20 protein-coding genes are annotated in these 25,362 nt (G+C 70.0%); 10 read left to right on the plus strand and 10 right to left on the minus strand.

What is annotated here, in order from left to right:
• The first annotated feature begins 197 nt into the window (after positions 1-197).
• Together ABZV06_RS01100 and ABZV06_RS01105 are read left to right on the plus strand one after the other, a co-directional pair.
• Positions 198-752 (plus strand): DM13 domain-containing protein, encoded by a 555-nt coding sequence (locus ABZV06_RS01100; protein ID WP_355235913.1) that lies wholly within the window; start codon positions 198-200, stop codon positions 750-752.
• A gap of 374 nt (positions 753-1,126) precedes the next feature.
• The gene (locus tag ABZV06_RS01105) at positions 1,127-1,498 is read left to right on the plus strand and encodes an OsmC family protein (protein ID WP_355617578.1); all 372 of its coding nucleotides are present in this window, start codon (positions 1,127-1,129) and stop codon (positions 1,496-1,498) included.
• A 107-nt stretch (positions 1,499-1,605) separates the two neighbouring features.
• On the opposite strand, the gene ABZV06_RS01110 is transcribed toward ABZV06_RS01105, so the two are convergent.
• Both ABZV06_RS01110 and ABZV06_RS01115 read right to left on the minus strand, forming a co-directional pair.
• Positions 1,606-2,982, minus strand: a complete 1,377-nt coding sequence (locus ABZV06_RS01110; protein WP_355617580.1) for a hypothetical protein — start codon at positions 2,980-2,982, stop codon at positions 1,606-1,608.
• 348 nt (positions 2,983-3,330) lie between these two features.
• Positions 3,331-3,891 carry a response regulator transcription factor gene (locus ABZV06_RS01115; protein ID WP_355617583.1) on the minus strand — a complete coding sequence of 187 codons (561 nt, stop codon included), beginning with the start codon at positions 3,889-3,891 and terminating at the stop codon, positions 3,331-3,333.
• A gap of 411 nt (positions 3,892-4,302) precedes the next feature.
• Between ABZV06_RS01115 and ABZV06_RS01120 the strand changes: the two genes are divergently transcribed.
• Positions 4,303-4,761, plus strand: a complete 459-nt coding sequence (locus ABZV06_RS01120; RefSeq protein ID WP_355617586.1) for a hypothetical protein — start codon at positions 4,303-4,305, stop codon at positions 4,759-4,761.
• Positions 4,762-4,972: 211 nt separating this feature from the next.
• Here the strand turns inward: ABZV06_RS01120 and ABZV06_RS01125 are convergent, their stop codons facing one another.
• The 4 genes from ABZV06_RS01125 to ABZV06_RS01140 all read right to left on the minus strand — a co-directional run bounded on the left by ABZV06_RS01125 (position 4,973) and on the right by ABZV06_RS01140 (position 9,958).
• Positions 4,973-5,377 carry a nuclear transport factor 2 family protein gene (locus ABZV06_RS01125; RefSeq protein WP_355617589.1) on the minus strand — a complete coding sequence of 135 codons (405 nt, stop codon included), beginning with the start codon at positions 5,375-5,377 and terminating at the stop codon, positions 4,973-4,975.
• A gap of 226 nt (positions 5,378-5,603) precedes the next feature.
• A complete protein-coding gene (locus tag ABZV06_RS01130) occupies positions 5,604-6,842 on the minus strand; it encodes a lanthionine synthetase C family protein (protein WP_355617592.1) in 1,239 nt (412 codons plus the stop codon).
• Entirely contained in the window at positions 6,839-9,679 is a 2,841-nt protein-coding gene (locus ABZV06_RS01135; protein WP_355617595.1) for a lantibiotic dehydratase, read from the minus strand. The genes ABZV06_RS01130 and ABZV06_RS01135 overlap by 4 nt, the downstream gene beginning before the upstream one ends.
• A gap of 144 nt (positions 9,680-9,823) precedes the next feature.
• On the minus strand, positions 9,824-9,958 hold the full coding sequence (locus ABZV06_RS01140) for a hypothetical protein (RefSeq protein ID WP_355235891.1): 135 nt from the start codon (positions 9,956-9,958) through the stop codon (positions 9,824-9,826).
• A gap of 280 nt (positions 9,959-10,238) precedes the next feature.
• Between ABZV06_RS01140 and ABZV06_RS01145 the strand changes: the two genes are divergently transcribed.
• Genes ABZV06_RS01145 through ABZV06_RS01155 form a run of 3 tightly spaced genes read left to right on the plus strand, consistent with a single transcriptional unit; the run spans position 10,239 to position 12,453 of the window.
• On the plus strand, positions 10,239-10,538 hold the full coding sequence (locus ABZV06_RS01145; protein ID WP_355617598.1) for an NAD(P)-dependent oxidoreductase: 300 nt from the start codon (positions 10,239-10,241) through the stop codon (positions 10,536-10,538).
• Positions 10,535-12,199, plus strand: a complete 1,665-nt coding sequence (locus ABZV06_RS01150) for an FAD-binding dehydrogenase (RefSeq protein ID WP_355617601.1) — start codon at positions 10,535-10,537, stop codon at positions 12,197-12,199. The genes ABZV06_RS01145 and ABZV06_RS01150 overlap by 4 nt, the downstream gene beginning before the upstream one ends.
• Positions 12,200-12,228: 29 nt before the next feature.
• Positions 12,229-12,453, plus strand: coding sequence for a hypothetical protein (locus tag ABZV06_RS01155; protein ID WP_355235882.1), 225 nt, complete (start codon positions 12,229-12,231; stop codon positions 12,451-12,453).
• Between the two features lie 65 nt (positions 12,454-12,518).
• Here ABZV06_RS01155 and ABZV06_RS01160 read toward each other — a convergent pair whose 3' ends face one another.
• On the minus strand, positions 12,519-13,940 hold the full coding sequence (locus tag ABZV06_RS01160; RefSeq protein ID WP_355617604.1) for an NAD(P)/FAD-dependent oxidoreductase: 1,422 nt from the start codon (positions 13,938-13,940) through the stop codon (positions 12,519-12,521).
• Position 13,941: 1 nt separating this feature from the next.
• Entirely contained in the window at positions 13,942-14,502 is a 561-nt protein-coding gene (locus ABZV06_RS01165; protein WP_355617607.1) for a hypothetical protein, read from the minus strand.
• A 136-nt stretch (positions 14,503-14,638) separates the two neighbouring features.
• Here ABZV06_RS01165 and ABZV06_RS01170 point away from each other — a divergent pair, with 136 nt between their 5' ends.
• The 4 genes from ABZV06_RS01170 (at position 14,639) to zwf (ending at position 22,689) form a co-directional block, all read left to right on the plus strand.
• A complete protein-coding gene (locus ABZV06_RS01170) occupies positions 14,639-15,247 on the plus strand; it encodes a TetR/AcrR family transcriptional regulator (RefSeq protein ID WP_355235873.1) in 609 nt (202 codons plus the stop codon).
• A 423-nt stretch (positions 15,248-15,670) separates the two neighbouring features.
• Complete coding sequence (locus ABZV06_RS01175; protein ID WP_355617610.1) at positions 15,671-19,582, plus strand: Pls/PosA family non-ribosomal peptide synthetase; 3,912 nt, start codon at positions 15,671-15,673, stop codon at positions 19,580-19,582.
• A complete protein-coding gene (locus ABZV06_RS01180) occupies positions 19,579-20,916 on the plus strand; it encodes a M1 family metallopeptidase (RefSeq protein ID WP_355235867.1) in 1,338 nt (445 codons plus the stop codon). The genes ABZV06_RS01175 and ABZV06_RS01180 overlap by 4 nt, the downstream gene beginning before the upstream one ends.
• Positions 20,917-21,195: 279 nt before the next feature.
• Positions 21,196-22,689, plus strand: a complete 1,494-nt coding sequence (gene zwf / locus ABZV06_RS01185) for a glucose-6-phosphate dehydrogenase (protein WP_355235864.1) — start codon at positions 21,196-21,198, stop codon at positions 22,687-22,689.
• A gap of 202 nt (positions 22,690-22,891) precedes the next feature.
• Here the strand turns inward: zwf and ABZV06_RS01190 are convergent, their stop codons facing one another.
• Entirely contained in the window at positions 22,892-24,067 is a 1,176-nt protein-coding gene (locus ABZV06_RS01190; protein ID WP_355617613.1) for a hypothetical protein, read from the minus strand.
• A complete protein-coding gene (locus ABZV06_RS01195) occupies positions 24,064-25,185 on the minus strand; it encodes a ThiF family adenylyltransferase (protein WP_355617616.1) in 1,122 nt (373 codons plus the stop codon). The genes ABZV06_RS01190 and ABZV06_RS01195 overlap by 4 nt, the downstream gene beginning before the upstream one ends.
• Positions 25,186-25,362 lie beyond the last annotated feature (177 nt).

Consider the following 25,362-nt stretch of genomic DNA (forward strand, 5'->3'; position numbering starts at 1 on the left):
TGCCGGCAGGAGTGGGCGGCTTGACCAGAGGCGTACACCCGATGCCGCGGCCGGCTCCCCGGTGGAGCCGGCCGCCGCCTGAGCGCCGGCGGCCCGTGCGGTCGCCGCACCTCGTGGTCATGCCCCTCGCTCGCCGTAAGCAGTCGGTAATCCGGTCCTGCCTGGCGACAGCGAGGTCCTGCGGCTTGACTTGAACAGTGACTCGCCGTCTTCTCCGCACTCCCGTCACCTGGATCGTCGTGGCCACGTTCGGCATCGGTGTCGCAGGAGCCTTCTACTGGTTCCAGCCTTGGCGGTTGTTCACCGACACGGTCGTGGCGGACACCCTCTCCACCGTCCCGCAGCCGTCCCGATCCCCATCTCCATCCCCAGCTGCGGACATTCCGGCCTCGCCGACTGTCCTCGCCGAGGGTACGTTCGTCACACACGAGCACGACACCAGCGGCACGGTCCGGATGGTCCGCAACCCGGACGGCAGCCACCAGCTCGAAATCGAAGGGCTGGACACCAGCGACGGCCCTGACCTGCGGGTGTGGTTGTCCGATCAGCGGGTCCGTGCAGGCACCGCCGGCTGGCGGGTGTTCGACGACGGCCAGTACGCGGAATTGGGCAAGCTGAAAGGTAACCACGGCGATCAGGTGTACCGGTTGGCCGCTGGAGTCGATCCGACGGCGTTCCGCAGTGTCAGCATCTGGTGCAAGCGATTCGCTGTCTCGTTCGGCGCTGCGGAACTTGCCGCCGTCCCGTCCTAGGCGGACGCGGCTGGCCGCCCGCGGCACTGGCCCGATTCGCCGACGACCAGGATCCAGCGGTCCGACGACTCGTCTCCCGCGACCCACAGGCGGATCCGATCCTCGTCGACCGACTCACCCACGACCCCGACGCCGCGGTACGACACACGATGGCGGCATGCCCCCGACTACCGGTGGACCGAATCATCGAGCTGCTCGACCACACCGAGCTGGCCGAGTCCGCAGCGGCGAACGCGTCGCTGCCCGCGCACGTGATGCGAGACCGAATCGCCTCTTCGGCCCCCTGACGGTGATGACGCGGTAGCGGCGGACGACAATGCGCCGGTCGGTTCCGGCACAGCGGACAGGAGCAACCGGTGGAGCATTTCGCGGTCGTGGTCAGTGCCGGCTCGTTCAGATCAGTTGACGGTGGTGCGATCCGGTTCCCTCACCGCTGGACACCCGAGGGCGTCACGGTCGAGGCGGACTTCACCGGGGCTCACCTGTTGCACCTCGCTGCGGCTGGCTGCGTCCTGAACGACATATACCGGGAGGCAGGCGAACTCGGCATCCGGATCGACGGGGCACGCGTATCGGCCGAGGGAGGTTTCGACACGCAGACGTGGATATCGAGCGGCATCACCTACCACGTCGAGTTGAACTCCCCCGCGTCCAGCGACGAACTTGTCATGCTGCTGGATCGTGTCGACCATGTCGCCGAGATACCGCGGGCGATTCGAGCCGGAGCCACGGTACGAAGAAGCTGACTCGCCCTGTCGACTCCGGCGAGTGGGACGTCGAGGCCTGCGGTCGTAGACCCTTCCCCACGTCACGCGAGCGTGACGTGGGGAGAGGCCGGATCACCCAGGTGGGATCAGGTGGTGGGGCGGCACAGCGAGTTCAGGTTGGCACTACAGTCGGAAAGTTGCAGTGTGTCCACGTGCATGGTCAGGGTCGACGGTTGCGAACCACCGGCCGGTGCCACCACGGAGATCTGCACGCTGGCCGCGTTCGACGGTGCGACCGCCTCGTGGGACCACTCCCACCAGTTCGACGTCAGGGCAAACGGGCTGCTGGGCGACGTGGACAGCAGCGTGCCCGCGGAGTTGTACCACCGCATACGCAGCGCGGCGGTTCCGGAGTCGGCACGTAGCCGGACGAAGAACTTGTAGTTGTGCCCGGCCGTCACCGACGGCCTACGGCTCACGATGACCGACTTCTCGGCCGACTGCGGTGAGCTGACGAACTGCAACGAGCGACGGTTGTCGAAGTAGCGGGCGGAAACGCCGGCATACGAGCCCTGCGGTGTCACCGAGATGGCTGCCCCCGATCCGGAGGTGGCGAACCCGGTGGGGTTCGAGGTGCCCGGCGCCTGCGCCTCGATGGTCCGTTCCTGCGCGGTCAGCAGGTCGTTGTTGGCACCGACGTCGCAGCACACTGGCGAGGTGAGCAGCGGGTGAACCGCCGCATTGTTCGTCGTCGTCGACGGATAGTTGTCCACATAAAACCGCGCGCTGGTCTCGCTCGGGTCGTAGTTCTGGCGGTAGCCCATATCGAAGGCCCACCAGTCGCCAGCGCACATCATGATGTCGGGGCAGTACTGCTCGGCCTGCCAGTTTCCGTTGGAGTCCTGCCAGACGTGCTCGCTCATGTAGGCGTGACCGGCACCGAGCAGGTGCGCCATCTCGTGCCCGACGACCCCACTGTCCCATGCCTCGACGACGGAGATACAGCCGCTACCGCCACTGCTCGGACACCAGTGCGCCGACGCGGACGGCGCGGGGAACTCCGTCAGGACCACATGCCAGCGGTTGCTGTCGTCGTACCCCTTGGCCGAAAGCTCGTTCGCGATCGACCAGTAGTCGGTGTTCGTGGTGTCGATCTTCACCGGCGTCACCATCGCCTGCGCGTACTGGTTGTACGTGCTGGTGGTCGTCGACCGGCAGCTCACCTTCACGTGCTGGTCGTAGTTGCTGGCCTGGTCGAGCAGCCAGTCAACGCGATCCACGACACGGGCGGCATTCTCGACGTTCGTCGCGTACTGGTTCCCGGTGGAGTTGTTCCACGCGTAGATCACCTGCACCGCCGCCGGACTGCTGGCCGGCGGACTCGTCGGGTCGGTGGCGGTCGTGTCGCAGCCCGCTCTGGGCAGACTGGCGTTGTTCGGCTGCGCGTACGGCAGGGTCGGCTCGCTACCGAGGTTGGCGGCATAGACCGGCTGCCCGGACGACACCATCACCAACACACTCACGAGCAGGGAAGCCAACCCCAGACGGCGACCGCGCCCAGACCAGCGTCCTTTGCCAAGCATGCGAATCCTCCCTCGCGTAGGTCGTTGTCGCGGCGTGACGTCGGGGATCGGCCTGTCAGTTGCAGCAGACCGTGGCGCGAAGAAGAGAACCTTCGCGCCCCACACCACCCATCGATGAAGGCCGAAGCTAGCTCTCTTGGGATATCGACCTCAAGGCGACGGAGCCGTCGTTTCTGGTCCGAACGGTCCCGAACATGTCCCGAACAGGTCCCGGACAACCGTCGGACCGCCTATCGCCGTGGCAGGACCCCCGCCGCCCCGTGAAGCCGTTGAGGCATACCTGTGGAGTCAGATCAGACCGTGGCGCAGCGCCGTCGTGACCGCGGCCGTGCGGTCGGCGACGTTCAGCTTGCCGAAGACGCGGAGTAGGTAGATCTTCACGGTGGTCTCGCTGATGTAGAGCGCTCGCCCGATGTCGGCGTTCGTGAACCCCCGCGCGACCAGGCGCAGAACCTCGGTCTCGCGGGCCGAGAGGGCCGGCGGCGCGGGGTGCCGCACCTGCCGAACGAGCGTGGAGGCGACGCTCGGCGCGAGCACCGTCTCGCCCCGGGCCGCAGCCCGGACCGCCTCCGCCAGCTCCGCCGGTGTGGCGTCCTTGAGGAGATAGCCGCTGGCGCCGGCCTCGATCGCCCGCAGGATGTCCCGGTCCGATTCGTACGTCGTGAGCACCACCACGCAGACGCCGGGAACACGCGTGCGGATCTGGCCGGTGGCCTCGACCCCGTCACCGCCCGGCATGCGCAGGTCCATGAGCACGATGTCAGGCTGCTGCTCGGCGGCGAGCTGCACTCCCTTCGGCCCCGACGACGCCTCGCCGACCACCGTCAGGTCCTCCTCGGCGTCGAGCATGCCGCGCAATCGCTGTCATAGCGTGGACGGTGCCAGTCGCAGCCCTCCCTGCGGAACGACCGCTCGACGGTCAGCGACTGTCCATCGATCGGTGGACAACCGAAGGCTTCGTACGGCGCGACGGATGAGCCGGATTCACACCCGACCATTCCACCGATTCATCACCCCGTCCCGGAAATCCCGCCGCCGGGCACGCGCTGCGGCACTGTAGACCACCGTTCTCCGACTGCCGCCGCCTGCGACATCTGCCGTCCACAGTCACGATGCGCCTCGTATCCGGCTCCAGACCGAGGCGCGTGCTCGACGGCGAACAACTGACCCCACCTGCTCGACCTGCGCTGGTAGCGTGCGCCGAACACGAAGATCATGGGGGAAACATCGATGAACCGAACTCGACTCGTCCTGACCGGCTTGGCCGTAGCGGCGATGATCGCGACGTCCGGCTGCGATCCGCAGCCGGAATCTCAGGACGCCGCAACCTCGCCGTCACCGGCGGTCTCCAGCGCCACCCCGACCGTCGGTGCAGCCAGCACCGCGGCCAGCACCGCGGCCGACAACGCGGCCACGGTGAAGGCCTGCGCCGACATCAAGAAGGACATCAAGGACAACGCGTCTAAGATCGCCAAGGCCGAGAAGATCGGCCCGCCGGCCGGACACTTCGCGGTCAGTGCCCAGTGGGCCGCCGGCTCGGTCGCGATCCTGGCGCACGCGATTGGCGCCAACCAGGCGGTCACCGCCGCCTCCGAGAAGATCCAGAACGAGATGATGAGCCTGAGCGACGCGTACAACACGTCCGCCGACGCCAAGCCCAGCAAGAAGGCCCTGGAAGCTGCCATCAAGGAGCTGGACGCGGCCTGCTCGGCCGCCTGACCGGTTCGACCTCGCAATCGGCGGTGACCCTCACCCGGGGGTCACCGCCGATTCGCATGTCGGTCTGTCCCGCGGCCTGGGCCAGCGGCCGCTGATCGAGCCACGGTCAGCCTGCGTGACGTCCAACGAGCTACCGCGACGAGCGGCGAACCGTGCCCGGCAAGCCGCACATGCTCTGCGTCGGGGTCGGGCTGCGCCCTCGATGGTGCTGCTACTTCTGCGGACGTAGTGCGGTCAGAAGGCTGTCGAGTTGACCCCAGGCCCGCGCGCTGGCGAGGTGGTCAATGTAGTCCCGGGACTCGATGATGAGCCCATCGCGGATACGCATCACGAAGACGCACGGCACCGTGAATTCCTCCCCCGTCTCGGCGACATGCCCCTGATAGGCGAACTCGGCGACAATGACCTCCGGGTCTGCGGTTTCGTGAATCCGCACGTCGACCGGCTTACGGTTCAACGTCCGGTCGGTCGGGGGCGCCGCGGTGAAGTGCTCGTGCAGTTCGCTGCGGCTCCGCAACGGCGGCGGGTCGAGCGGGTGGAACGGATGCGTGACATGGGTCTGTTCGCCGTACAGGTCGGCCAGGTCTTCGTACGGACCGTCGCAGACACCGTTCACGAGTCGGAGGAAGGTCTCGCGTGGACTACTCATACCGGGCATCCTTCGATCGGTAGATGTCACTCACGTCATGCCGTGCGGTCGGGGACGGCCGGTACCCTACCCACCTCGGCCCCGATCCGACTGTCCTTGAGGGCCTTCGTGGGCCGTACCAGGTGCGTCTGGCCATCGTGCCCAGAGGACGTGCCGACTCGTCGGGCCGAGAAGCCGAGCGCCAGCGTTTCGATCATGTGAGCAGCAGTGCCGCATCCCAGGTGAGCGTGGTGGCCCCCGGAGGTGTACCGCGGAGCACGAGCGCGACGCCGGCCGCGCCGTCGAGCACGCCGGCCCAGTGCGCTGGAGCCGTTCGTACGTCGAATCTGCTCTCCGGGTCGACGAAGGTGTTCAGGTGGGCACGGACTCGCCTGGTCAGCGGGTCGATGGCTGTGGGCGAGGCGGCGTCGCGGGCCACGAGGCTCAGGATGTGCAGGACTCCGGCAGAGCCGTGGCAGAGGGAGGCGTCGCGAATGCCGGTCGTGGACCAGGGGCGGGCCAATGCCGCCGTGAGGGTGGTCAACGCAGCCCGCTCCCAGGCCGGTTCCGCATAGACGCGTGCCGCCAGTTGCAGGGCGCGCGCGATCCCCGGTGCGCCGTAGCACCAGGCCACTCGGCTCGGTGGCAATCCGCGCACCGAGCCACGCTCCTCGTACTCCAGCGGCACCACCGCCGGCCAGTACGGGCCGTACTCGTCGTAGCCGCGTCGGGCCAACAGCCATTCGGCGATCCGGGCCACCGCCACGCGCTGCCCCGCCACCTCGACGCCAGCCGTCGCCGCGAGGGCCAGCAGCGCCAGAGGCCCGGCGATGCCGTGTGCCAGTCCCGGATTGAGGTGTCCCCGCGCGGCGGCGACGGGGTCGTTGAGAACGGCCGGGTCCGGTGTCCACCAGCCGGGCACCGGCCGGCGACCAGGAGTGACGGGTTCGATGAGCCGTACCAGGTAGCGCAGCGTCCGTTCCAGCACGGCGCGGTGCTGTTCCACGTCCGCCAACAACACCCGGCCCAACCCCGCCAGGCCGAAGCTGACGTCGTAGTGATGCATTCGGACGCCCGAGCGGCCCGAAGCGAGACGTTCCTCCTCGGTCGCAAGCAGGCGTTCGGCGATCCGGATGGTTGCGTTGTCCGCCGAGCTGAGGAGTTTCGCGTAGTCACCGGGAGTTCGGGCGAGCATTCGCCCGGCGAGCGCCACCGCGGGCAGACCATCGAACACGCTCTCGTGGGCGGGACGCGCGGTGCGCACGCCGCGCAGGAGCAACCGGTGCGCGGTCGCGCGATCGGCCGGGTCGTCGCTTTCGGCGAAGACCAGCGCGAGCCCGACGTAGCCGTCGGCGATCGACATCGGATGCCACCGCCGTCCGCCGTCGGCGAGCGGTTCGGGGTCCGCCGCTGCGGCAGCCAACCGCGAGGTGATGTCCTGGAGCCAGCTCATCGTCGGGACTTCGCGCGGGCCTGGTGAGCACGCAGGGCGCCGCTGGCGAGCGCGTACACCAGGTGCTCGCTGTCCGGCTCGGTTCCCAGCCGACGGTTGCAGTGCATGTGCGCCAGCGCGGCGAGCGCGGTGTCGCGACGATCAGCCGCGAGATGTCTGCCGTACGCGGCGAGGCGATCGGCCCACTCCCGTTCGATCGGGTCCGTGGGTGTGGGCCAGTCGGGACCGATGGCGTTCAACGCGGCGACCCGATGCGGAGCGAAGAGGCGGCGCTCGGGGTAACCATCGGCGAATCGCGACAGCAACCACTGGTCGCCAATGGTGCTGGACCCGTGGAATGACCGGACGAGCGCGACCAGGTCCCGTGCGATCAGCACCGGATCGTCGGCACCCTGCAACCGGTGCAGTACGAACATGCTGTCCGCGGCGAAGACCCGCTCCGCGAGCGGCATCAGCAGGGTGCCACCGTAACGGCCGACCTCCGGGTGGTAGGGCGCCAGCGTCATCGCCCCAGCCAACCCGGATGCGGCCACCTCGGTCGCCAACTCGTACAGCGCGGGCAGTACCTCGCCGCGCACCACCCCGGGCTCGCCGTGCAGTCGGATCCGCAACTCGGGTGCGTCACGATCGTCGACGTACCGGAGGAAGAACCACCTGTCGATCCGGTCGGCCACCGCGGTGATCCAGGGCAGCAGATGACGGGTGAGGAATTGGTGTTGGCGCGGAGTATCACAGGGGATTCGCGCGTACAGCCACTCACCGCCGGGCAGAGCTGAGGGCACGTCGGCGACGACGGGACGGCCAGGAAAGGCCGCCGCGCGGGCCGCCGTGCGCGAGCGCAGCGACAACACCAATTCGCTTTCGTACGCGCCGTCGGCTCCCCGCAGCCAACCATGGTCCAGGTCGGGAAGTGGTTCGGCGCAGACGTCCACGGCCGATGACCGTGCGGCCGCGCGGAGCAGGCGCCGATGCACTGGCGATTCGAGGTCGAGCCCGATCCGATGGTCGGCATACGCCAGCCGTACGTGTCGTGGCACACCGATCCGCGAACGCCACGCGGCCAACGCTTCGTCGTCTGAGAGGTCCTCGGGAGTTGCCCGCCACCGGGCGGGACTGAGGACCGTGCGGCCGTAGCGGACGGTCGGCAGGAACGGCGCGTTCACGAGCGGACCCCAGCTCCACCCCTTGAAGGTGCGCACTCCCATGAACGTCACGCCCCGCAGGAGCCGGACGACCTGCGGAGCGAAGGTGTCGGTGTCGAGCACGTGCGGGATGATCACGTCGAGTTCGCGGCCGCGGCTCAACGAGTACAACCGCAGCCGTTCGGCGTCGGCGACGATCGCCACGTCGTTGAGACGCAGGTCGTTGTCCGACATCGGCGCCACCCCGACGACGAGGGCCGTCGGGAGCGTGCGAGACGAGGGCAGCACGTTGCCGTAGCGGGGCGGTATTACCGAATGGACGAGTTCGACGGGCAGTGTCGCGTCCGGGTCCCCGACGGGGCGTACCAGCTCGGTCAGGGCGATCCCGAGACCGGACAGATGACCGAAGCGCCCGAGCGAGGCGCCGGCCTGCTGCGTGCCGGTGAGCGGGGAGATGATCAACTCGAAGTCGCCGGCCTGTAGGGCCGCAGCGTCGCGAGACACCAGAGCGCAGAACAGGTCGATCGATGCGGGTGTGCTCCCGCCCGGGCGGTGCAGCTGGTCGATCGTGTCATCGTCGAGGACCACGTCGCGACCGCCGTGCAGGGTGGACTCGACGAGCAGTCGGGTGAGCACGGTGGTCCGGGCGACATCGTCGAAGTCGAGGCGACGGAGCCGCGGGTCGTCCTTGTGGCCGTCGGGGAGGCCGATCCCAAGGTCCGGGTCGATCACTTCGGTCAGCGGCACCGCACGGCCGAGGCCGTACCGGTCGAGAAAGCGGGCGTGGTAGTCCTGCATGGCCCGAGAGCGAGGCGTGTCGGGAATCGCCAAACGGTGCAGAGCGCTGGCAGCGCGCTCGGCCTCGACTGCGACCGAGCGGGGCAGTGTCACGTCGAGGTCCAAGCCGAGATCTACCTGGATCGCCTCATCTTCGCCGGCCAGGCACCGCGTCTCGGCGAGCGCCGCCGGCCGGCCCGCCGCGGGCGCGTCGGAGTAGGCGGTGATCGCCTGGCGGGCTGATTCGACCGTCTTGTGACCGGGCAGTGCCGCTTCCAGCATGTCCAGGGAACGCGTCCGCCCCAGCGGCGTCAACAGCACGCCGGCACCAACCATGTCGGTGACCAGTGCCAGGACGCGGTCACGTGGTGCGCCGGGAAACTCTACGACCAGGCAATCGACCATGGTCGACGCCAGGACCGGGCAAGCGGCGTGCTTCAGGATGGCCGCGACCAGGCGTGTACGGCGTAAGGTGCGGCGCACGACGCCCGACCGGCCTGCGCCGAACGGCTGTACGACCAGATCGCCCTCAACCCGCACCAGGTCGTCCACCACGACGACGCACCGCTCGACGATGACTGGATCTCGTTCGAGATCGCCGACGAGGGCGGCCAGCCACCCGTGGTCGGGCCGCACGTGCCGGCGATGGTCACGGCCGACCGAGGCCGACACCGCGTCGCCGAACGAGCCGAGGGCCACCCCCGCCATGAGTCCGAACGGCGTGGCCCGGCCCGCCATCCGCAGCAGATACCGGGTCAACGACTCGCCGGCCCGGTCCGTGCGGCGCTGCCCGAGATCCCGCCCGCCGCCGACCTTCGCGAAGGTCTCCGCCATGGAACGGCTCGCGAGCGTGACGGCTTCCACGATCGGCGCGGCCGCCGGGTCGACGAGCAGGTCCCGCGCGTCCACCTGCGCCACACGGGTTCTCTCAGCCGCGCGTCGCGGCAGTACGGCAGCTCTCACCACGAACTGCGCGGCGCAGCTGAAGACGATGTCCACATGGGTTCCCGGGGCTGGAACGGCTGGCCGGACGGCGTTGTGCCGTCCGGCCAGCCGAGGGGTTCAGCAGATGGCGCAGGTCGTGATCGTCCGGTCGAACGTCGGGACCACCGCAGCGCCGTTCTCCACCGTGTCGGTGGTGACGTCTGCTTCCTCGATCTCGATGTCAAACAGTTCGTTCAGCTCGTGAACCGACATAGTCGACCTCCTCTGCTCAGGCGGACGGTGTTACCCGCCGGCGAAATCCTCGCGAACACCTCTGGACAGAGTCTGGACAGCGGGTGGGTCGACAGCTCGGCATGACTCGTGAGCTGCCGAGACCTCCGACGGCACTGCCGCCCGGCGGGAGGTTGGTGAGCCGGTTTGCCGGGATCTCAGCCGCGGTCGTCATGCCAGGCGGCGACGGCGACTTCGTGTCGGTCCACGCCGCACTGACCCCGCTCACGCGCCATCTCATCGACAGCGCGGCGTTGCCCGGATGAAGCCGGGCGCGCGCCTGATCAACACCGCACGTGGGCCGCTCGTAGACGAGGCAGCCCTGGTCGAGGCGGTCCGGTCCGGCCGGCTGGCGGGCGCAGCCCTCGACGTGGTGGACGTGGAGCCGCTGCCCGCCGACAGCATCCTGCGCGGGGTGGCCGGCATCACTGTCTACTCGCGTATGGCCGGGCAGACTGCCGAGGCCCGGCTGGCCGCGGGGGTGGAGGGCGCCAAGGAACTCGTCGCCGCCCTCGACGGCCGGCCGGCCCACTCGCTCACCGAACCGAAGGAGCCGGCATGACCACCACAACAGCGGACGCGGACGTGATGGTGATCGGCGCTGGCCTCGCCGGACTGGTGGCCACCGCCGAACTCGTCAGCGCCGGCCGGTCCGTCCTGCTGCTCGACCAGGAGCCCGAGCAGAGCCTCGGCGGCCAGGCGTTCTGGTCGTTCGGCGGGCTGTTCCTGGTCGATTCGCCCGAGCAGCGCCGGATGGGGATCCGCGACTCGACCGAACTCGCCTGGCAGGACTGGCAGGGCAGCGCCGGTTTCGACCGCCCCGAGGACGCGTGGCCGCGGCGCTGGGCCGAGGCGTACGTCAACTTTGCCGCCGGCGAGAAACGCGCGTGGCTGCGGGGCCTCGGCGTCAAGATGTTCCCCGTCGTCGGCTGGGCCGAGCGCGGGGGCTACGACGCCACCGGACACGGCAACTCGGTGCCCCGCTTCCACGTCACCTGGGGTACCGGACCGGGCCTGCTCGAACCCTTCATCGCGATCGTCCGGGAGGCCGCCGCACGTGGCCTCGTCCGGTTCGCCTTCCGGCACCGGGTCGACGCGCTGACCGTCAGCGACGGCGCGGTGGTGGGTGCCACGGGCCGGGTCCTGGAGCCCAGCGAGGCCGCCCGCGGCACCGCCAGCTCGCGGGAGGAGATCGGCGACTTCGCGTACACCGCGCAGGCCGTCATCGTCACCTCCGGCGGCATCGGCGGCAACCACGACCTGGTCCGCCGCAACTGGCCGGCACGGCTCGGCACCCCGCCCACCCACATGATCAGCGGCGTGCCCGCCCATGTGGACGGCCGGATGCTGAGCATCACGCAGGACGCCGGCGGGGCCGTGATCAACCCTGATCGGATGTGGCACTACGTCGAGGGCATCCAGAACTGGAACCCGATCTGGGACGCCCACGGCATCCGGATCCTGCCCGGGCCGTCCTCCGTCTGGCTCGACGCGCGCGGACGACGGCTGCCGGTGCCGCTCTACCCCGGATTCGACACCCTCGGCACGCTCGCCCATCTGCGCACCACCGGCCACGACCACAGTTGGTTCATCCTCACCCAGAAGATCATCGAGAAGGAGTTCGCGCTCTCCGGCTCCGAGCAGAACCCGGACCTGACCGGTCGCAGCGTCAAACAGGTACTCGGCCGCCTCCGTGCCGGCGCACCGGCACCGGTGGAGGCATTCAAGCGCCAGGGTGCCGACTTCGTCGTCGCCAACCGGCTGGACGAGCTGGTGAAGGGCATGAACGCGCTCACCGACGAGCCTCTGCTCGACCCGCTCGACATCCAGCGCACCATCGAGGCACGCGACCGGCAACTGACCAACAGCTTCACCAAGGACATGCAGATCGCCGCCATCCGCAACTTCCGGAACTACCGGGGCGACCGGCTCATGCGGACCGCCGCGCCGCACCGGATCCTCGACCCGAAGGCCGGGCCGCTGATCGCCGTACGCCTGCACGTGCTCACCCGCAAGACCCTGGGCGGCCTGCACACCGACCTCGACGGTCGGGTGCTCGACGACGCCGGCCAGCCGGTACCCGGGCTCTACGCCGCCGGCGAGGCCAGTGGATTCGGCGGCGGCGGCATGCACGGCTACCGCGCGCTGGAAGGCACCTTCCTGGGCGGCTGTCTCTTCTCCGGCCGCCAGGCCGGCCGCGCCGTGGCCACCTCCGTCGGATGACCGGCTCGTACCCGCGAAATGAGGAAACCATGACCCGCGACCGCGTACGAATTCTCGTGTCCTCCGGCATGCTCGGCTCGGGATTCCCGCCCGAGATCGTCGACCGTGGGCCGGAACTCGGTGCCGACGTCATCGCCGTGGACGGAGGGTCCACCGACTCCGGGCCGTACTATCTGGGCACCGGCACGGCCAAGACCACCGCGGCGGCCGTGGCCCGCGACCTGCGCCTGCTGCTACGGGCGGCGGCGGGTTGATTGTGATCTTGGTAGGCATGGCACTCTCCTCGAATTGGGTCGCAACTAGCGCTGCGGATCTGAATTCAGCGGCCGTAGGTCTCCAACAGCCGCAGCCACACCTCACTGACGGTCGGGTAGACCGGTACCGCGTGCCAGAGCCGGTCCAGCGGGACCTCGCCGACGATGGCGATGGTCGCGGCGTGGATCAGCTCCGCGACGTCCGGGCCGGCGAGAGTGAGGCCGACGATCACCTTGCGGTCCTCGTCGACGACCATCCGGGCGTGTCCCCGGTAGCCATCGGCGTGCAGGGAAGCTCCGGCCACGGCTCCAAGGTCGTAGTCCACGACACGGATCCGTAGCCCAGCCGCCTCGGCCGCAGCCGCGGTCAGGCCCACCGACGCGATCTCCGGGTCGGTGAAGACCACCTGTGGCACCGCGCGTTCGTCGGCCGTCGCCACGTGCCGGCCCCACCGGCCGTCCTCGACCTTCGCACCCTTCGCCCGGGCCACGATCACGTCGCCCACCGCCCGGGCCTGGTACTTGCCCTGATGGGTCAACAGCACCCGCCGATTGACGTCGCCCGCCGCATAGAGCCACTCGCCGCCGCCGACGACACGCAAGGTGTCGTCGACCGCCAGCCAGGCGCCCGGCGCCAGCCCGACCCGGTCGAGGCCGATGTCCTGAGTGTTCGGTGTACGACCGACCGCCACCAGCACCTCGTCAGCTTCGACCCGCTCGCCGGAGGCGGTCCTGATGTGGACGGCTCCGCTGTCGTCGCGGTCGACGGCGACGGCCTCCGCGCCGAGGCGTACGGACACACCGGCCTCCTGCAACGACTCGGTGACCAGTTCACCGGCGAACGGCTCGGCCGACGGCAGCAGACCATCGCGAGCCAGCACCGTCACCGATGACCCGAGTGCGGCGAACGCGGTCGCCATCTCGGCTGCCACCACGCCACCGCCGATGATGGCGAGCCGACGGGGAACCGATCTGGCCGAGGCGGCCTCGCGGCTGGACCACGGCGCCGACTCGCGCAGCCCCGGGATGTCCGGCAACAGGGCGCTGCTGCCGGTCGTGACGACCACGGCGTGCCGCGCGGTCAGCGTCGTGGTGACACCGTCGACGCCGGTCACCTCGAGGACCCGGGCGGAACTGATCCGCCCCTGACCGCGGTGCAGTACGATGCCAGCCGACTCCAGCCAGGACACCTGCCCGTCGTCCTGCCAGTGCGACGCGAAGGAGTCCCGCCGGCCCAGCACCGCAGCCGCGTCCAGGTCTCCCGTCACCGCCTCTCGCGCACCCGGCAGTTGGCGAGCGGCCCGCAACGCGGATGCGCTGCGCAGCAACGCCTTGGTCGGCATGCAGGCCCAGTACGAGCATTCACCGCCGACCAACTCGCGCTCGACAATCGCGGCGGTCAGCCCGCCCCGGACGACCCGATCGGCAACGTTCTCCCCGACCGGACCGGCACCGATCACAACAACGTCGTACTCGATGGCGGTCATGTCAGTTGCCCTTGGCCGTACGGCCGAGACGGATGGCCGCGATGAGGAAGAAGATGGCGCCGGGAATGGCGTAGCCGGCAGCGTTGGTGAGCGACGGGTGATCCGCGGCAGCGCCGACGACGAAGGACCCACCAGCCAGAACCGAGATGCCGCCGCTGATGATCATCGGCCACTGGCCGCCCATCTTGCGACGGGTGACACCGACGACCAACTGGACCAGACCGGCGACGATCGCCCAGGCGCCCCACACCCGCAGAACGGCGGGGATACCGGACGCGCCTGCGACTCCCAGTCCGACCGCCGCGACCAGACTCACCACGACGTTCACGTACAGCAGGGCCGGCGAGCCGGTGGTCCGCGACGAACGAAGGTCGTAGATGGCGGCACCCACGTCGAACAGCGGGTAGAGCACGAACAGCGTCACCGCGAGCGGACCGATCTCCTTGGCGGTGGCGATCGTCACGAGTGCCCACACGATGGCGAACGCGAAGCGGACGAAGTACAGCCGCCGCAGTGCGGCCGCAGTCTGGGAGATGCCGGGCGAAGCAGCAATGGTGGTCACGGGTGACCCTTTCAGCGGAGGGGACGAAGAGACCGATCGTTCTGTCTGGTCGAGCATGACAGGCTCGGCTCGAATCGTCAATACCGAACGTTCTATCTACCTAAGACCGAACGTTCTATCCGCTAGAATGGGGGGTATGACGACGACCACACCCGGTGCCCGCCCCTCGGAGGCGCGCCAACGGCTCCTTGGCACGGCAACGAGGATCTTCTACTCGGAGGGCATCCATTCCGTCGGCGTCGATCGGATCATCGCCGAGGCGAAGGTGACCCGGGCCACCTTCTACCGGCACTTCCCCAGCAAGGACGATCTCATCCTCGCCTACCTGCGTGAGGTCCATGAGATCGATCGCGGCGCGGTCGACGCGGTCATCACCACCGATTCACCACCGGTCGCCCCGCTCCTGGCCATTGCCAACTCCATCGCCGAGCGCATCCAGTCCCCGGGGTTCCGTGGATGCGCATTTCTCAACGCTGCGGCGGAGTATCCCGACACGGAACATCCCGTACGTCAGGAGATCATCGCCCACCGGCAATGGTTCCTGGACACGCTCACCACGCTGATGGCACAGGTTCACGAGGAGACGGCAGAGTCCGCCGCGCGTCACTTCGTCATGCTCCGCGACGGTGCCATGGCAGCCGGATGCCTCTTCGACCCCGCGTTGGTGTCCGAGACCTTCCTTCGCGGCGTCGAAGGACTTCTCCGGATCACTGCCGAGCGTCGGTCGACCGAATCCGCGGGCTAGTCCGCCGTGGCCGCGCGCGGCCAGGCTTCCGAGTCGGCCTGGCGCCGCACCATGACGCGCACACGTCCGAGCTGAGCGTTGCCTCGGCCGCGCCCTCACGGCCGGATTTGCTCGCAGGACCTCAGGATCCGCGTCGCGCTGTTCGCGCTGGAGGAACTCGCCGACCGCGTCGCCGATGCCGTCGCCCTGACCGAGAAGCGCGTCACGGAGGATCTGCGCGACAACGGTGGGGATGTTCAGATCCGCAGTGACGACACGGCCCCATAGCCACGACTCCCGATGGCTGTGGCGGCGGACACGAATTCCTTGCTGCGCCCGCACTTTCGGGCCGCTGCGACGTAGCGTTGAGGGCCGCCCAGGGCGGATCCGCATGCCGCACGCCTGGTTGACGCTGATCCGCTAGGTGAAGATGGTGAACGCTCGGTGCCTGTGCTGACTGACCCACAGCTGGATGCGATTTCGCCGGAGGCGGTCGCCCCTGCGGTGTTCCGCTCCTCGTCGGCCCCGTCCCGCCGCACGCTGATCGACATTCTCGACGACTCCGTGCGCGCGCACGGCGAAGCCGCAGCTCTCGACAACGGTGCCACGACTATGACGTACCGCGAACTGGCCGACGCGGTCGAGGTCGTACGGATGTCGCTTGCTGGACATGGGATCGGTGTCGGCGACCGAGTGGGCGTCCGGATTTCATCCGGCACTGCCGAGCTGTACCTGGCGATCCTCGGCGTTCTCGCCGCGGGGGCCGCCTACGTGCCGGTCGACGCGGACGATCCTGAGGAACGCATTGAGCTCGTGTTCGCCGAGGCGGGGGTCGTCGCGGTCCTGGGTGACGGGCTGGCGGTGTCGCTGCGCCGTACGCCCACCGGTCGGACCGGTCGGCCCGGCCCGGACGACGACGCCTGGATCATCTTCACCTCCGGCTCGACGGGCACCCCGAAGGGCGTCGCGGTCAGCCACGGCGCTGCGGCGGCTTTCGTGGATGCCGAGGCGCAGTTGTTCCTCGTCGACGAGGCCAGCGAGTCGATCGGTCCGCAGGATCGGGTCCTGGCGGGCCTGTCGGTGGCGTTCGACGCGTCGTGCGAGGAGATGTGGCTGGCGTGGCGGCACGGCGCATGTCTGGTGCCGGCGGCGCGGTCCCTCGTGCGCAGTGGCGTCGACCTGGGTCCGTGGTTGGCCGAGCAGCGGATCTCGGTGGTGTCGACGGTGCCGACGCTCGCTGCGCTGTGGCCGGTCGAGGCGCTGGAGGAGGTCCGGCTGCTGATCTTTGGCGGGGAGGCCTGCCCGCCGGAGCTCGCACAGCGCCTGGCCGTCGAGGGCCGGGAGGTCTGGAACACGTACGGACCCACCGAGGCGACCGTGGTCGCCTGCGCCGCACGATTGACCGGCGAGGAACCCGTACGCATCGGGCTGCCGCTGGCTGGCTGGGAACTCGCCGTGGTCGACGCCTCCGGCGCTCCGGTGGCGATGGGTGAGACCGGGGAACTGGTGATCGGCGGGGTGGGACTCGCCCGCTATCTGGACCCGGGAAAGGACGCCGAGAAGTTCGCGCCGCTGCCGGCGCTCGGCTGGCAGCGGGCGTACCGCAGCGGTGACATCGTCCGGGCGGAGCCGGAAGGTCTGCTGTTTGTCGGCCGCGGCGACGAACAGGTGAAGCTCGGCGGACGCCGGATCGAGCTGGGCGAGATCGACGCCGCGCTGCAGGCGTTGCCCGACGTCGCCGGTGCCGCCGCGGCGGTGCAGCGCACTCCCGCCGGTAACCAACTGCTCGTGGGCTACGTGGTTCCGCACGACGGCGTCACCTTCGATGCCGCGACGGCGGCGCTGCTGATCCGTGAGCAGTTGCCCGCCGCGCTCGTGCCGCTGCTGGCCGTGGTGGACGCGCTGCCGACCCGGACGTCCGGCAAGGTGGACCGCGCCGCGCTGCCCTGGCCACTGGCCACCGTCGAGGAGGCCGCGGGTCAGCTGACCGCGACGGAAGAATGGCTCGCCGGCGGTTGGGCGGAGATCCTGGGCGTACGCCCCGCCGAGGCGGACGCGGACTTCTTCACCCATGGCGGTGGCAGCCTGAACGCGGCGCAACTGGTCGCGTGGATCCGGCGCCGGCACCCCGGGGTCTCGGTGGCCGACATCTACCTCCACCCACAACTGTCGCGGCTCGCGGCGGTGCTCGACGCGCTCGACACGACGGCGACGACGCGCCGGGAGGTTCGCCCGACGCCGAGGCGCTCCGGACTGATCCAGGCCGCGATGCTGGTGCCGATGCTCGCGTTGGTCGGGCTCCGCTGGTTGACCGTCGTGGCCGCCCTGGGCAACGTCTTTGCCCCACTCGCTGCGGCACCGTGGGCACCGACTGTGTCCTGGTGGTGGGTGGTGCTGGGCTGGCTTGTGCTGTTCAGCCCACTGGGTCGGATCGCCGTCGCCGCCGGTGGAGCGCGACTGCTGCTGCGCGGCGTACGCCCGGGCAGCTACCCGCGCGGTGGCGGCGTGCACCTGCGGCTGTGGGCCGCCGAACGCCTCGCCGAGCTGACCGGCGCCACCAGCGTCGCCGGAGCCTCCTGGATGATCACGTACGCCAGGGCCCTCGGCGCGCAGGTCGGGGCCGACGTCGACCTGCACTCGGCGCCCCCGGTGACGGGTCTGCTGAAGCTCGGCCGCGGGGCGGCCATCGAGCCGGAGGTCGACCTGTCCGGTCACTGGGTCGACGGCGATGTTGTCCGCATCGGCAGGGTTCGTGTCGGTGCCGACGCCCGGGTCGGGTCCCGCAGCACCCTGATGCCGGGCGCTCGGATCGGCAAGGGCGCCCGTGTCGCCGCAGGCTCGACGGTGACCGGAGCCGTACCGGCGAACCAACACTGGGCCGGCTCACCGGCCGCAGCCGCTGCCGCTGCCAAGGACTCGAGCGAGTGGCCCGGGCAGCGCCCCCTCCGATCACGGATGAGGGCTCGCCTCTGGCCGCTCGCGTACGGTGTGACAGCCCAACTGCTGGTGCTGGTTCCGGTCGTCGCCGCGCTGGGGGCGCTCGCCCCGCTCGGCTGGACGCTTGCCGTCCGACCGACGTTCGGCGCTGCGCTGGCCGCCGTCGCGGTAGCGGCTGTCGCCTACGTCGTGGGCTACGCGCTACTGGTGCTCGGGGCCGTCCGGGCGCTCAGCATCGGCCTGCGCGCCGGGTACCACCCTGTGCAGGGGCGGGTGGCGTGGCAGGTCTGGGCAACCGAACGGCTGATGGGGATGGCCCGGGTCGGGTTGTTCCCGCTCTACGCCAGCCTCTTCACGCCCGTGTGGTTGCGGCTGCTGGGCGCGAAGGTGGGGCGCGGGGTGGAGGCGTCCACCGTCCTCGCGGTGCCGGCGATGACCACCGTCGCCGACGGGGCCTTCCTGGCCGACGACACCATGGTCGCCACGTACGAGCTGAGCCATGGATGGCTGCGGGTCGCCCCGGCCCGCATCGGTAAGCAGGCATTCCTCGGCAACTCCGGAATGGCGGCTCCCGGGCGTTCGGTGCCCAAGCGGGGGCTTGTCGGGGTGTTGTCGTCGGCGCCGTTCAAGGCGAAGAAGGGCTCCTCGTGGCTCGGCGCGCCACCGATGCCGCTCCGCCGGACCGTCGAGGCGGCCGACACCAGCCGCACCTTCGACCCGCCGGTTCGGCTGAAGGTGGCCCGGGCTGCGATCGAGCTGTGCCGGATCGTTCCGGTGATGTGCGCCGGTGCCCTGGCGGTCGGTGTCCTGGCCGTACTCGTGTTCATCTGGCGGGCTGCCGGTTGGTGGGCTGCGGCGGCCGCCGCCGGGCCGGTGCTGCTGGGTGCGGCGATCGCCGCAGCCGCCGTCGCGACGGCCGCGAAGTGGCTGCTGGTCGGACGCTTCCGGGTCGCCGAGCGCGCGCTGTGGACCTCCTTCGTGTGGCGCAACGAGCTCGCCGACACGTTCGTCGAGGTTCTGGCCGCGCCGTGGCTGGTCCGTTTCGCGACCGGCACGCCGCTGCTCACGGCGTGGCTGCGCACGCTCGGTGCGAAGATCGGCCGGGGCGTCTGGTTGGAGACCTACTGGCTGCCCGAGTACGACCTGGTCCGCCTCGGCGACGGCGCGACGGTGAACCGCGGTTGTGTGGTGCAGACCCACCTGTTCCATGATCGTGTGATGAGCATGGACGAGGTGACACTGGACGCGGGGGCCGTACTGGGCCCGAACGGCATCGTCCTGCCGGGTGCGAGCATCGGTGCGCGGACCACCGTCGGGCCCGGTTCACTGGTGACCCGCGGCGACGCCGTGCCGAGCGACAGCCGATGGTTGGGTAACCCGATCACCGCCTGGCCGGCTCCAGCGGCACGGTCGGCATGAATCCAGAGGCGGCGTCGGGCGGCGCATCACCTGGCGCCGCCCGCTCCGGCGACTCCTACCTGCCCGAGCACGGCAACGGCGGCTACCAGGTGCGGCACTACGACCTCGACCTCGACTACCGGGTCGCGTCGAACCGGCTTGCGGGCCAGGCCGACATCACCGCGGTCGCCGTCCAGCCGCTCTCGCGGTTCACTCTCGACCTCGGTCGATTCCGCGTGCAGGACGTCCGGGTGAACGGGCGCCCGGCGAAGTACCTGCACCGTCCGGACAAGCTGCAGATCAAACCCGAGCGGCCGATCGGCGCCGGGGACACCTTCCGGGTGGAGATTCGGTACGCGGGTAAGCCGGTGCCCATCTCCGGCCGGTGGGGTGAACTCGGCTGGGAGGAACTCACCGACGGGGCGCTCGTGGCCAGCCAGCCGAACGGATCGCCGTCGTGGTTTCCGTGCGACGACCAGCCCGCCGCAAAGGCCACCTTCCGGGTGGCTGTCACGGCACCCTCTCCGTACACGGTCCTGGTGACCGGTGACCCCGTGCTGCAGCGGCGAGGCCCACACGGCACGAGCTGGGTGTACGAGCGCCGCGAACCTACCTCGCCGTACTTGATGAGCGTGCAGGTCGGACGCTACGACATGGTGGACCTGACTGTCGGTGCGGTGGTACAGCGGGCGGCGATCCCGCCCGCGCTACGCAGGAACGTGGCACACGACTTCGGCAGGCACGGCGAGATCATGTCGGCGCTGCAGCGGCTCTTCGGACCGTACCCCTTCCGGGAGTACGTGGTCGTGGTCGCCGACGACGTACTCGACGATCCCGTCGAGGCGCAGGGCATGGCCGTCTTCGGACGGAACCACGTCGACGGGCGGCGTACGCACGAGCGGCTCGTCGTGCACGAGCTGGCCCACCAGTGGTTCGGCAACAGCCTCACGGTGGCGGACTGGCGACACATCTGGCTCAACGAGGGCTTCGCCACCTACGCCGAGTGGCTGTGGTCCGGCGTCTGTGGCGACCTGCCAACCGACGCCGTGGCCGCGCAGTGGTACGCGTGGATCGCGGCTCGCCCGCGAAACGTCGTCGTCGCGGATCCCGGTGTCGACCGCATGTTCGACCCGCTGGTCTACAAGCGCGGCGCGCTCACCGTGCACGCCCTGCGCAAGAGGATCGGCGACGAGTCCTTCTTCGCGCTCCTGCGAGCCTGGGCCGCCGAGCACCGCCACGCGACGGTGACGACCGAGCAGTTTCGGCTGCACGCCCAGCGATTCTCCCGCGATCCGCTGGACGATCTGTTCGACGCCTGGATCGACCGTCGGACGCTGCCTCCACTACCTCGCTGACCAGGACGCCACGGGCTCGCGGAACCCAGAGCCGGTCCCGGAACTACCGAAGCAGCCGACGTCGGCTGGCTCGGGAGTTCCGGGACCGGCACCTCGGATGGCACATTCCTCCGTCGACAGGCCGCACCGAATCGTCACCGGGTCGCCTGTCCGTCAGCCGGCATGCGAGGCTCAAGCTCCGCAACCAACGGAGCCACGCCGCCCACTACCGCCACAGCCGCACAATCCCTGGCATGACACCCCGACCTCACACCCCTTGTGCCCGGAGGAACGCAGACGATGGACCACGCATCCCAGCTCATCCAGGAGCGGAGTGCCCCACCGGCCACGCTGGTGATCTTCGGTGCCTCCGGTGACCTCACCCGGCGCAAGCTGCTGCCCGCAGTGGAGAGCCTGGCTCGGCACGAGCGGCTCCCGGACCAGTTCGCGCTCGTCGGTGTCGCGCGCACGTCGATGACCGACGAGCAGTTCGTCGAGAGCGCCCTCGGCGAGAACGCCCTCGCCAGCAAGCGTCAACTCCAGGGCGGCGTGCGGTACGTGGCCGGCGGCTACGACGACCCGGAGACCTACAAACGGCTCGTGGAGACCCTCGACGAGCTCGACGCACAGCGGGGCACGTCCGGCAACCGGCTCTTCTACCTGTCCACCCCGGCTGGCGCCTTCGAGCCGGTGATCAACGGACTGGCCCGAGTCGGGCTCAACCAGCCACGCGAAGGCTCGTTCTCCCGCCTGGTCATCGAGAAGCCGTACGGGCGCGACGTGGTCACGGCCCGCGAACTCGACGGTGTCGTGCACAGCGCCTTCGACGAGCACCAGGTCTTTCGTATCGATCACTACCTGGGCAAGGACACCGTCCAGAACGTGCTGGCACTGCGCTTCGCGAACTCGATCTTCCAGCCCATCTGGGATCGCTCCTGGGTCGACCACGTGCAGATCACCGTCGCCGAGACCCTCGGCGTCGGCAGCCGCGGCGGCTTCTACGAGGACGCCGGCGCGATGCGCGACATCGTGCAGAACCACGTGCTCCAGGTCCTCGCGCTGGCACTGATGGAGCCGCCGGCCTCCTTCGAGGCCGAGGGCCTGCGCAACGAGAAAGTGAAGCTGCTGCAGGCGATCCGCCTCCCCACCGACCGGGACATCGCCGAGGCCGCGGTCCGGGGCCAGTACACCCGGGGCGGCACCCGTGAGGAGCTGATGGCCGGCTACCGCGAGGAGGCCGGCGTCGACCCCCTGTCGCGGACCGAGACCTACGCCGCCATGCGGCTCAACGTGGACAACTGGCGCTGGGCCGGGGTGCCGTTCTACGTTCGCACCGGCAAGCGCCTGCCGGCCCGGCTCACCGAGGTGGCACTGCAGTTCCAGCGGCCGCCGCACCTGCCGATCCCGACCGATCAGCTCACCGGCCTCGACGCTGACGCGCTGATCCTGCGGATCCAGCCGAACGAGGGCATCTCGCTGCGCTTCGGTGCCAAGGTGCCGGGCCACTCCTTCCGGGTCCGCACCGCCACGATGGAATTCTCCTACGACCAGACGTTCGTCGAGGAGTCCCCGGAGGCGTACGAGCGTCTGCTCCTGGACGCGCTGATCGGTGACGCGTCGCTGTTCATCCGCAGCGACGAGGTGCAGCAGTGCTGGCGGATCGTCGACCCGATCATCGACCACTGGGAGAAGGACAACTCGCCGATCCCCACCTACGAGGCCGCCTCCTGGGGCCCGACCGACGCCGACCGGCTCATCGGCCGACACGGCCGCAAGTGGCGCAACTCGGCGTGACCCAGCCACTACACGTACGACCGCGCTGCTTGAGCCCGATCACTTGGGCTCGAGCAGCGACGGACAGCGCGGTCCGCAGGCTCCGGTGCGTCGCCGGGCCGTGTGGCCGAGCCGTGTGGTGGCCCACAGTCGGCCTGAAACCGCCTCGGATCATCTGGAGATCGCGGCAACCGGGTGCGGGTAGCGCGTCCAGCTTTCCGGTTCACCGACCCGCTCGGGTGCGCACCTGCCGGACGGCCAGCACCAGCGTCGCCACGATCGGCGCGTAGACCAGCAGGGCCGTCACCAGACCCCACCACAGCCTCGCGCTGCCCACCCCGGCGGCGAACCCGTCGGCCGCCCAGTCGGCGGCGTAGCGCAGCAGCGGCAGGTAGAACAGCACGAAGTAGCCGGCGGCGAGCAGGCACCCGGCGAGCCAGACCCAGCGGAACCAGGCGCCCACCCGCACGTCGTGCGGGTCGGCCCGGTCCAGCTCGGCGCGCTGCCGCTCGTCGAGCCGGCCGAAGGCCCGCCGCAGCAGCAGGGACTTGACGCGCCACAGGTCGCGGCAGCCGATCGCGGTGACCAGGACGGCGTACAGGTCGGTGCGCAGGAACACCATGCACTGCCAGAGCGTGCTGGCCACCAGGACGAACACCAGCGCCGGGAGCGGGCGTACCGGCCCGAGGACGAGCTGCCCGACCAGTAGCGCCGCGAGCAGGACCATGTCGACGGCCAGCCCGGCGAGCTGTGGGCCGTAGCGTCGGCGGCGCGGCACGCTCCACAGTTGCGACAGGTCGGTCTCGAAGACCAGGAAGAACAGCCGCCGGTCGATGCCGAACCGGGTCCGCAGGTCGAGTGCGCGCGCGGCCAGCCAGTGCCACGCCTCGTGCACGGCGACCAGGGCGTACGTGACCGGCAACATGATCAGCAGGCTGGCGCCGAGGTCGTCGGTGAGCAGGAGGTCGGTCGGCCGGGGCCAGAGGTCCGGGCGTACCAGGAGGCACGCCACCACCCCGATCGCGGCGGCGGCGTAGACCACCCACGCCACCCGGGAGAACAGCGGCCGGACCAGTGCCGCCGGGGGGCCGGCGGTCCAGGAGCGTTGCTGTACGGCGGCGGTCCGCACCGGCGCGGATGCCTGGTCGCTGTCCACGAACCCCAGCTCGGTCAGGACGGCGACGAAGTCTTCCAGGTCCACCGGCTCGCCCGCGAACGCCGCGCCCCGCTCGGCGGCCTCGGCGAGCGGAGCGCCGTCCAGCAGCGCCCGGATGACGACGCCCCCGACCGCGGGCATCGCGACGTAGGTGCCCCGTTCCGGGTCACCGACGAGGACGTCCGTTCCCTCCTCGACGACCGTCAGCGGGCGCAGCCGTACGGTGCTCGTCGCGTCGGTCATGACGCGGTGGCGGCGGTGCGCGCGCCGGCCACCGCGCACATGGCACAGTCCGGGTCGCGTGGCCACGGCTCACGGTTGGGTTGGCAGCCCGCGGAGAGGTCCACCAGCACCTCGGCGCCCGCCGCGTACGGCGGTTCGTAGCCGGTCAGGTAGCGCAGCGCCTCGAACGCCACGAGGGACCCGACCAGCGCCGCCGACGGCCCGTTGGCCCGGTTGACGCGGGAGATGCGGGCGCTGAGCCGTTGCGCGGTCATGGCGGTCGGCTCCAGCACCGACGCCTGGACGCCCCGTCCGTCGCCGTAGGCGCGGACCCGGCATTCGTAGCAGGCACTGCGGCCCGGGTCGACGGAGAAGTAGATGAGCTGGGAGCCGACCATGCCGCCCCGGATCCAGGGCACCCCGACGCGCAGGCACGCCTCGTTGACCCAGTTGTCGATCCGTTCGCCCTGGTCCACGCCGGACACCACCAGGTCGACGCCGGGCAGCAGGTCCGCGATGTCGTCGGGGCCGCCGATCCAGCGGCGTACGGCCTCGACGGTGATGCCCGAGTGGAAGGCGCGCACCCAGTCGGCGGCGCGGTCGACCTTGGTGGTGCCGAGGTCCGCCTCCCGGTACAGGAACTGCCGGGCGAGGTTGCGTGGCTCCACCTCGTCGGCGTCGACCAGGGTGAGCCTGCCGACGCCGAGGCCGGCCAGGTTCTGCAGCACGTTGGAGCCGAGCCCGCCCGTGCCCAGTTGCAGGACGTGTGCGTCGCGCACCCGCCGCTGCAGGTCGGCCTCGCTGGCCCCCAGGGTCGCGTACAGCTCGAAGAAGGCGAGGTTGCTGAAGTCCCGGCCGGCCCGGGCTCGGTCGACGTGCCGGTCGAGGTCCCGCAGCAACCGCAGGTCGTCGAGCGCGTTCAGCGCGCCGCTGAGGTCGTCGGTGCTGACCTGGATCCCGTCGGTGGCCAGGGCGGCACGTAGCTCGGCGACCGTTCCGGGCTGGTCGGACAGCACGGTGAGCAGGCGTTCGACCTGGCCGTCCGGGTCGTCGAGCAGCACCGAGCGGCTCGGGTCGCAGACGACGACCAGACCGTCGCCGACGCGCTCCCACTCGCAGGGCTTGAGGCCGACGCGCATGACAAACCTCCGGTTCCGAGGATGGTTTCACCGGGGTGGGCGGCCGCCGGGGAACGACGGCCGCCCACCAGGCTTGATCAGGAATCGGGGTACTGCGTGGTCTTCACCGACTCCACGGTGCGAACGACGATCTTCATGGCTGCCTCCCTCCCTCTCGGCTCGACCGAACACCTCCGG

This window comes from Micromonospora sp. NPDC005172 (genome assembly GCF_040608555.1).
GTDB lineage: Bacteria > Actinomycetota > Actinomycetes > Mycobacteriales > Micromonosporaceae > Micromonospora.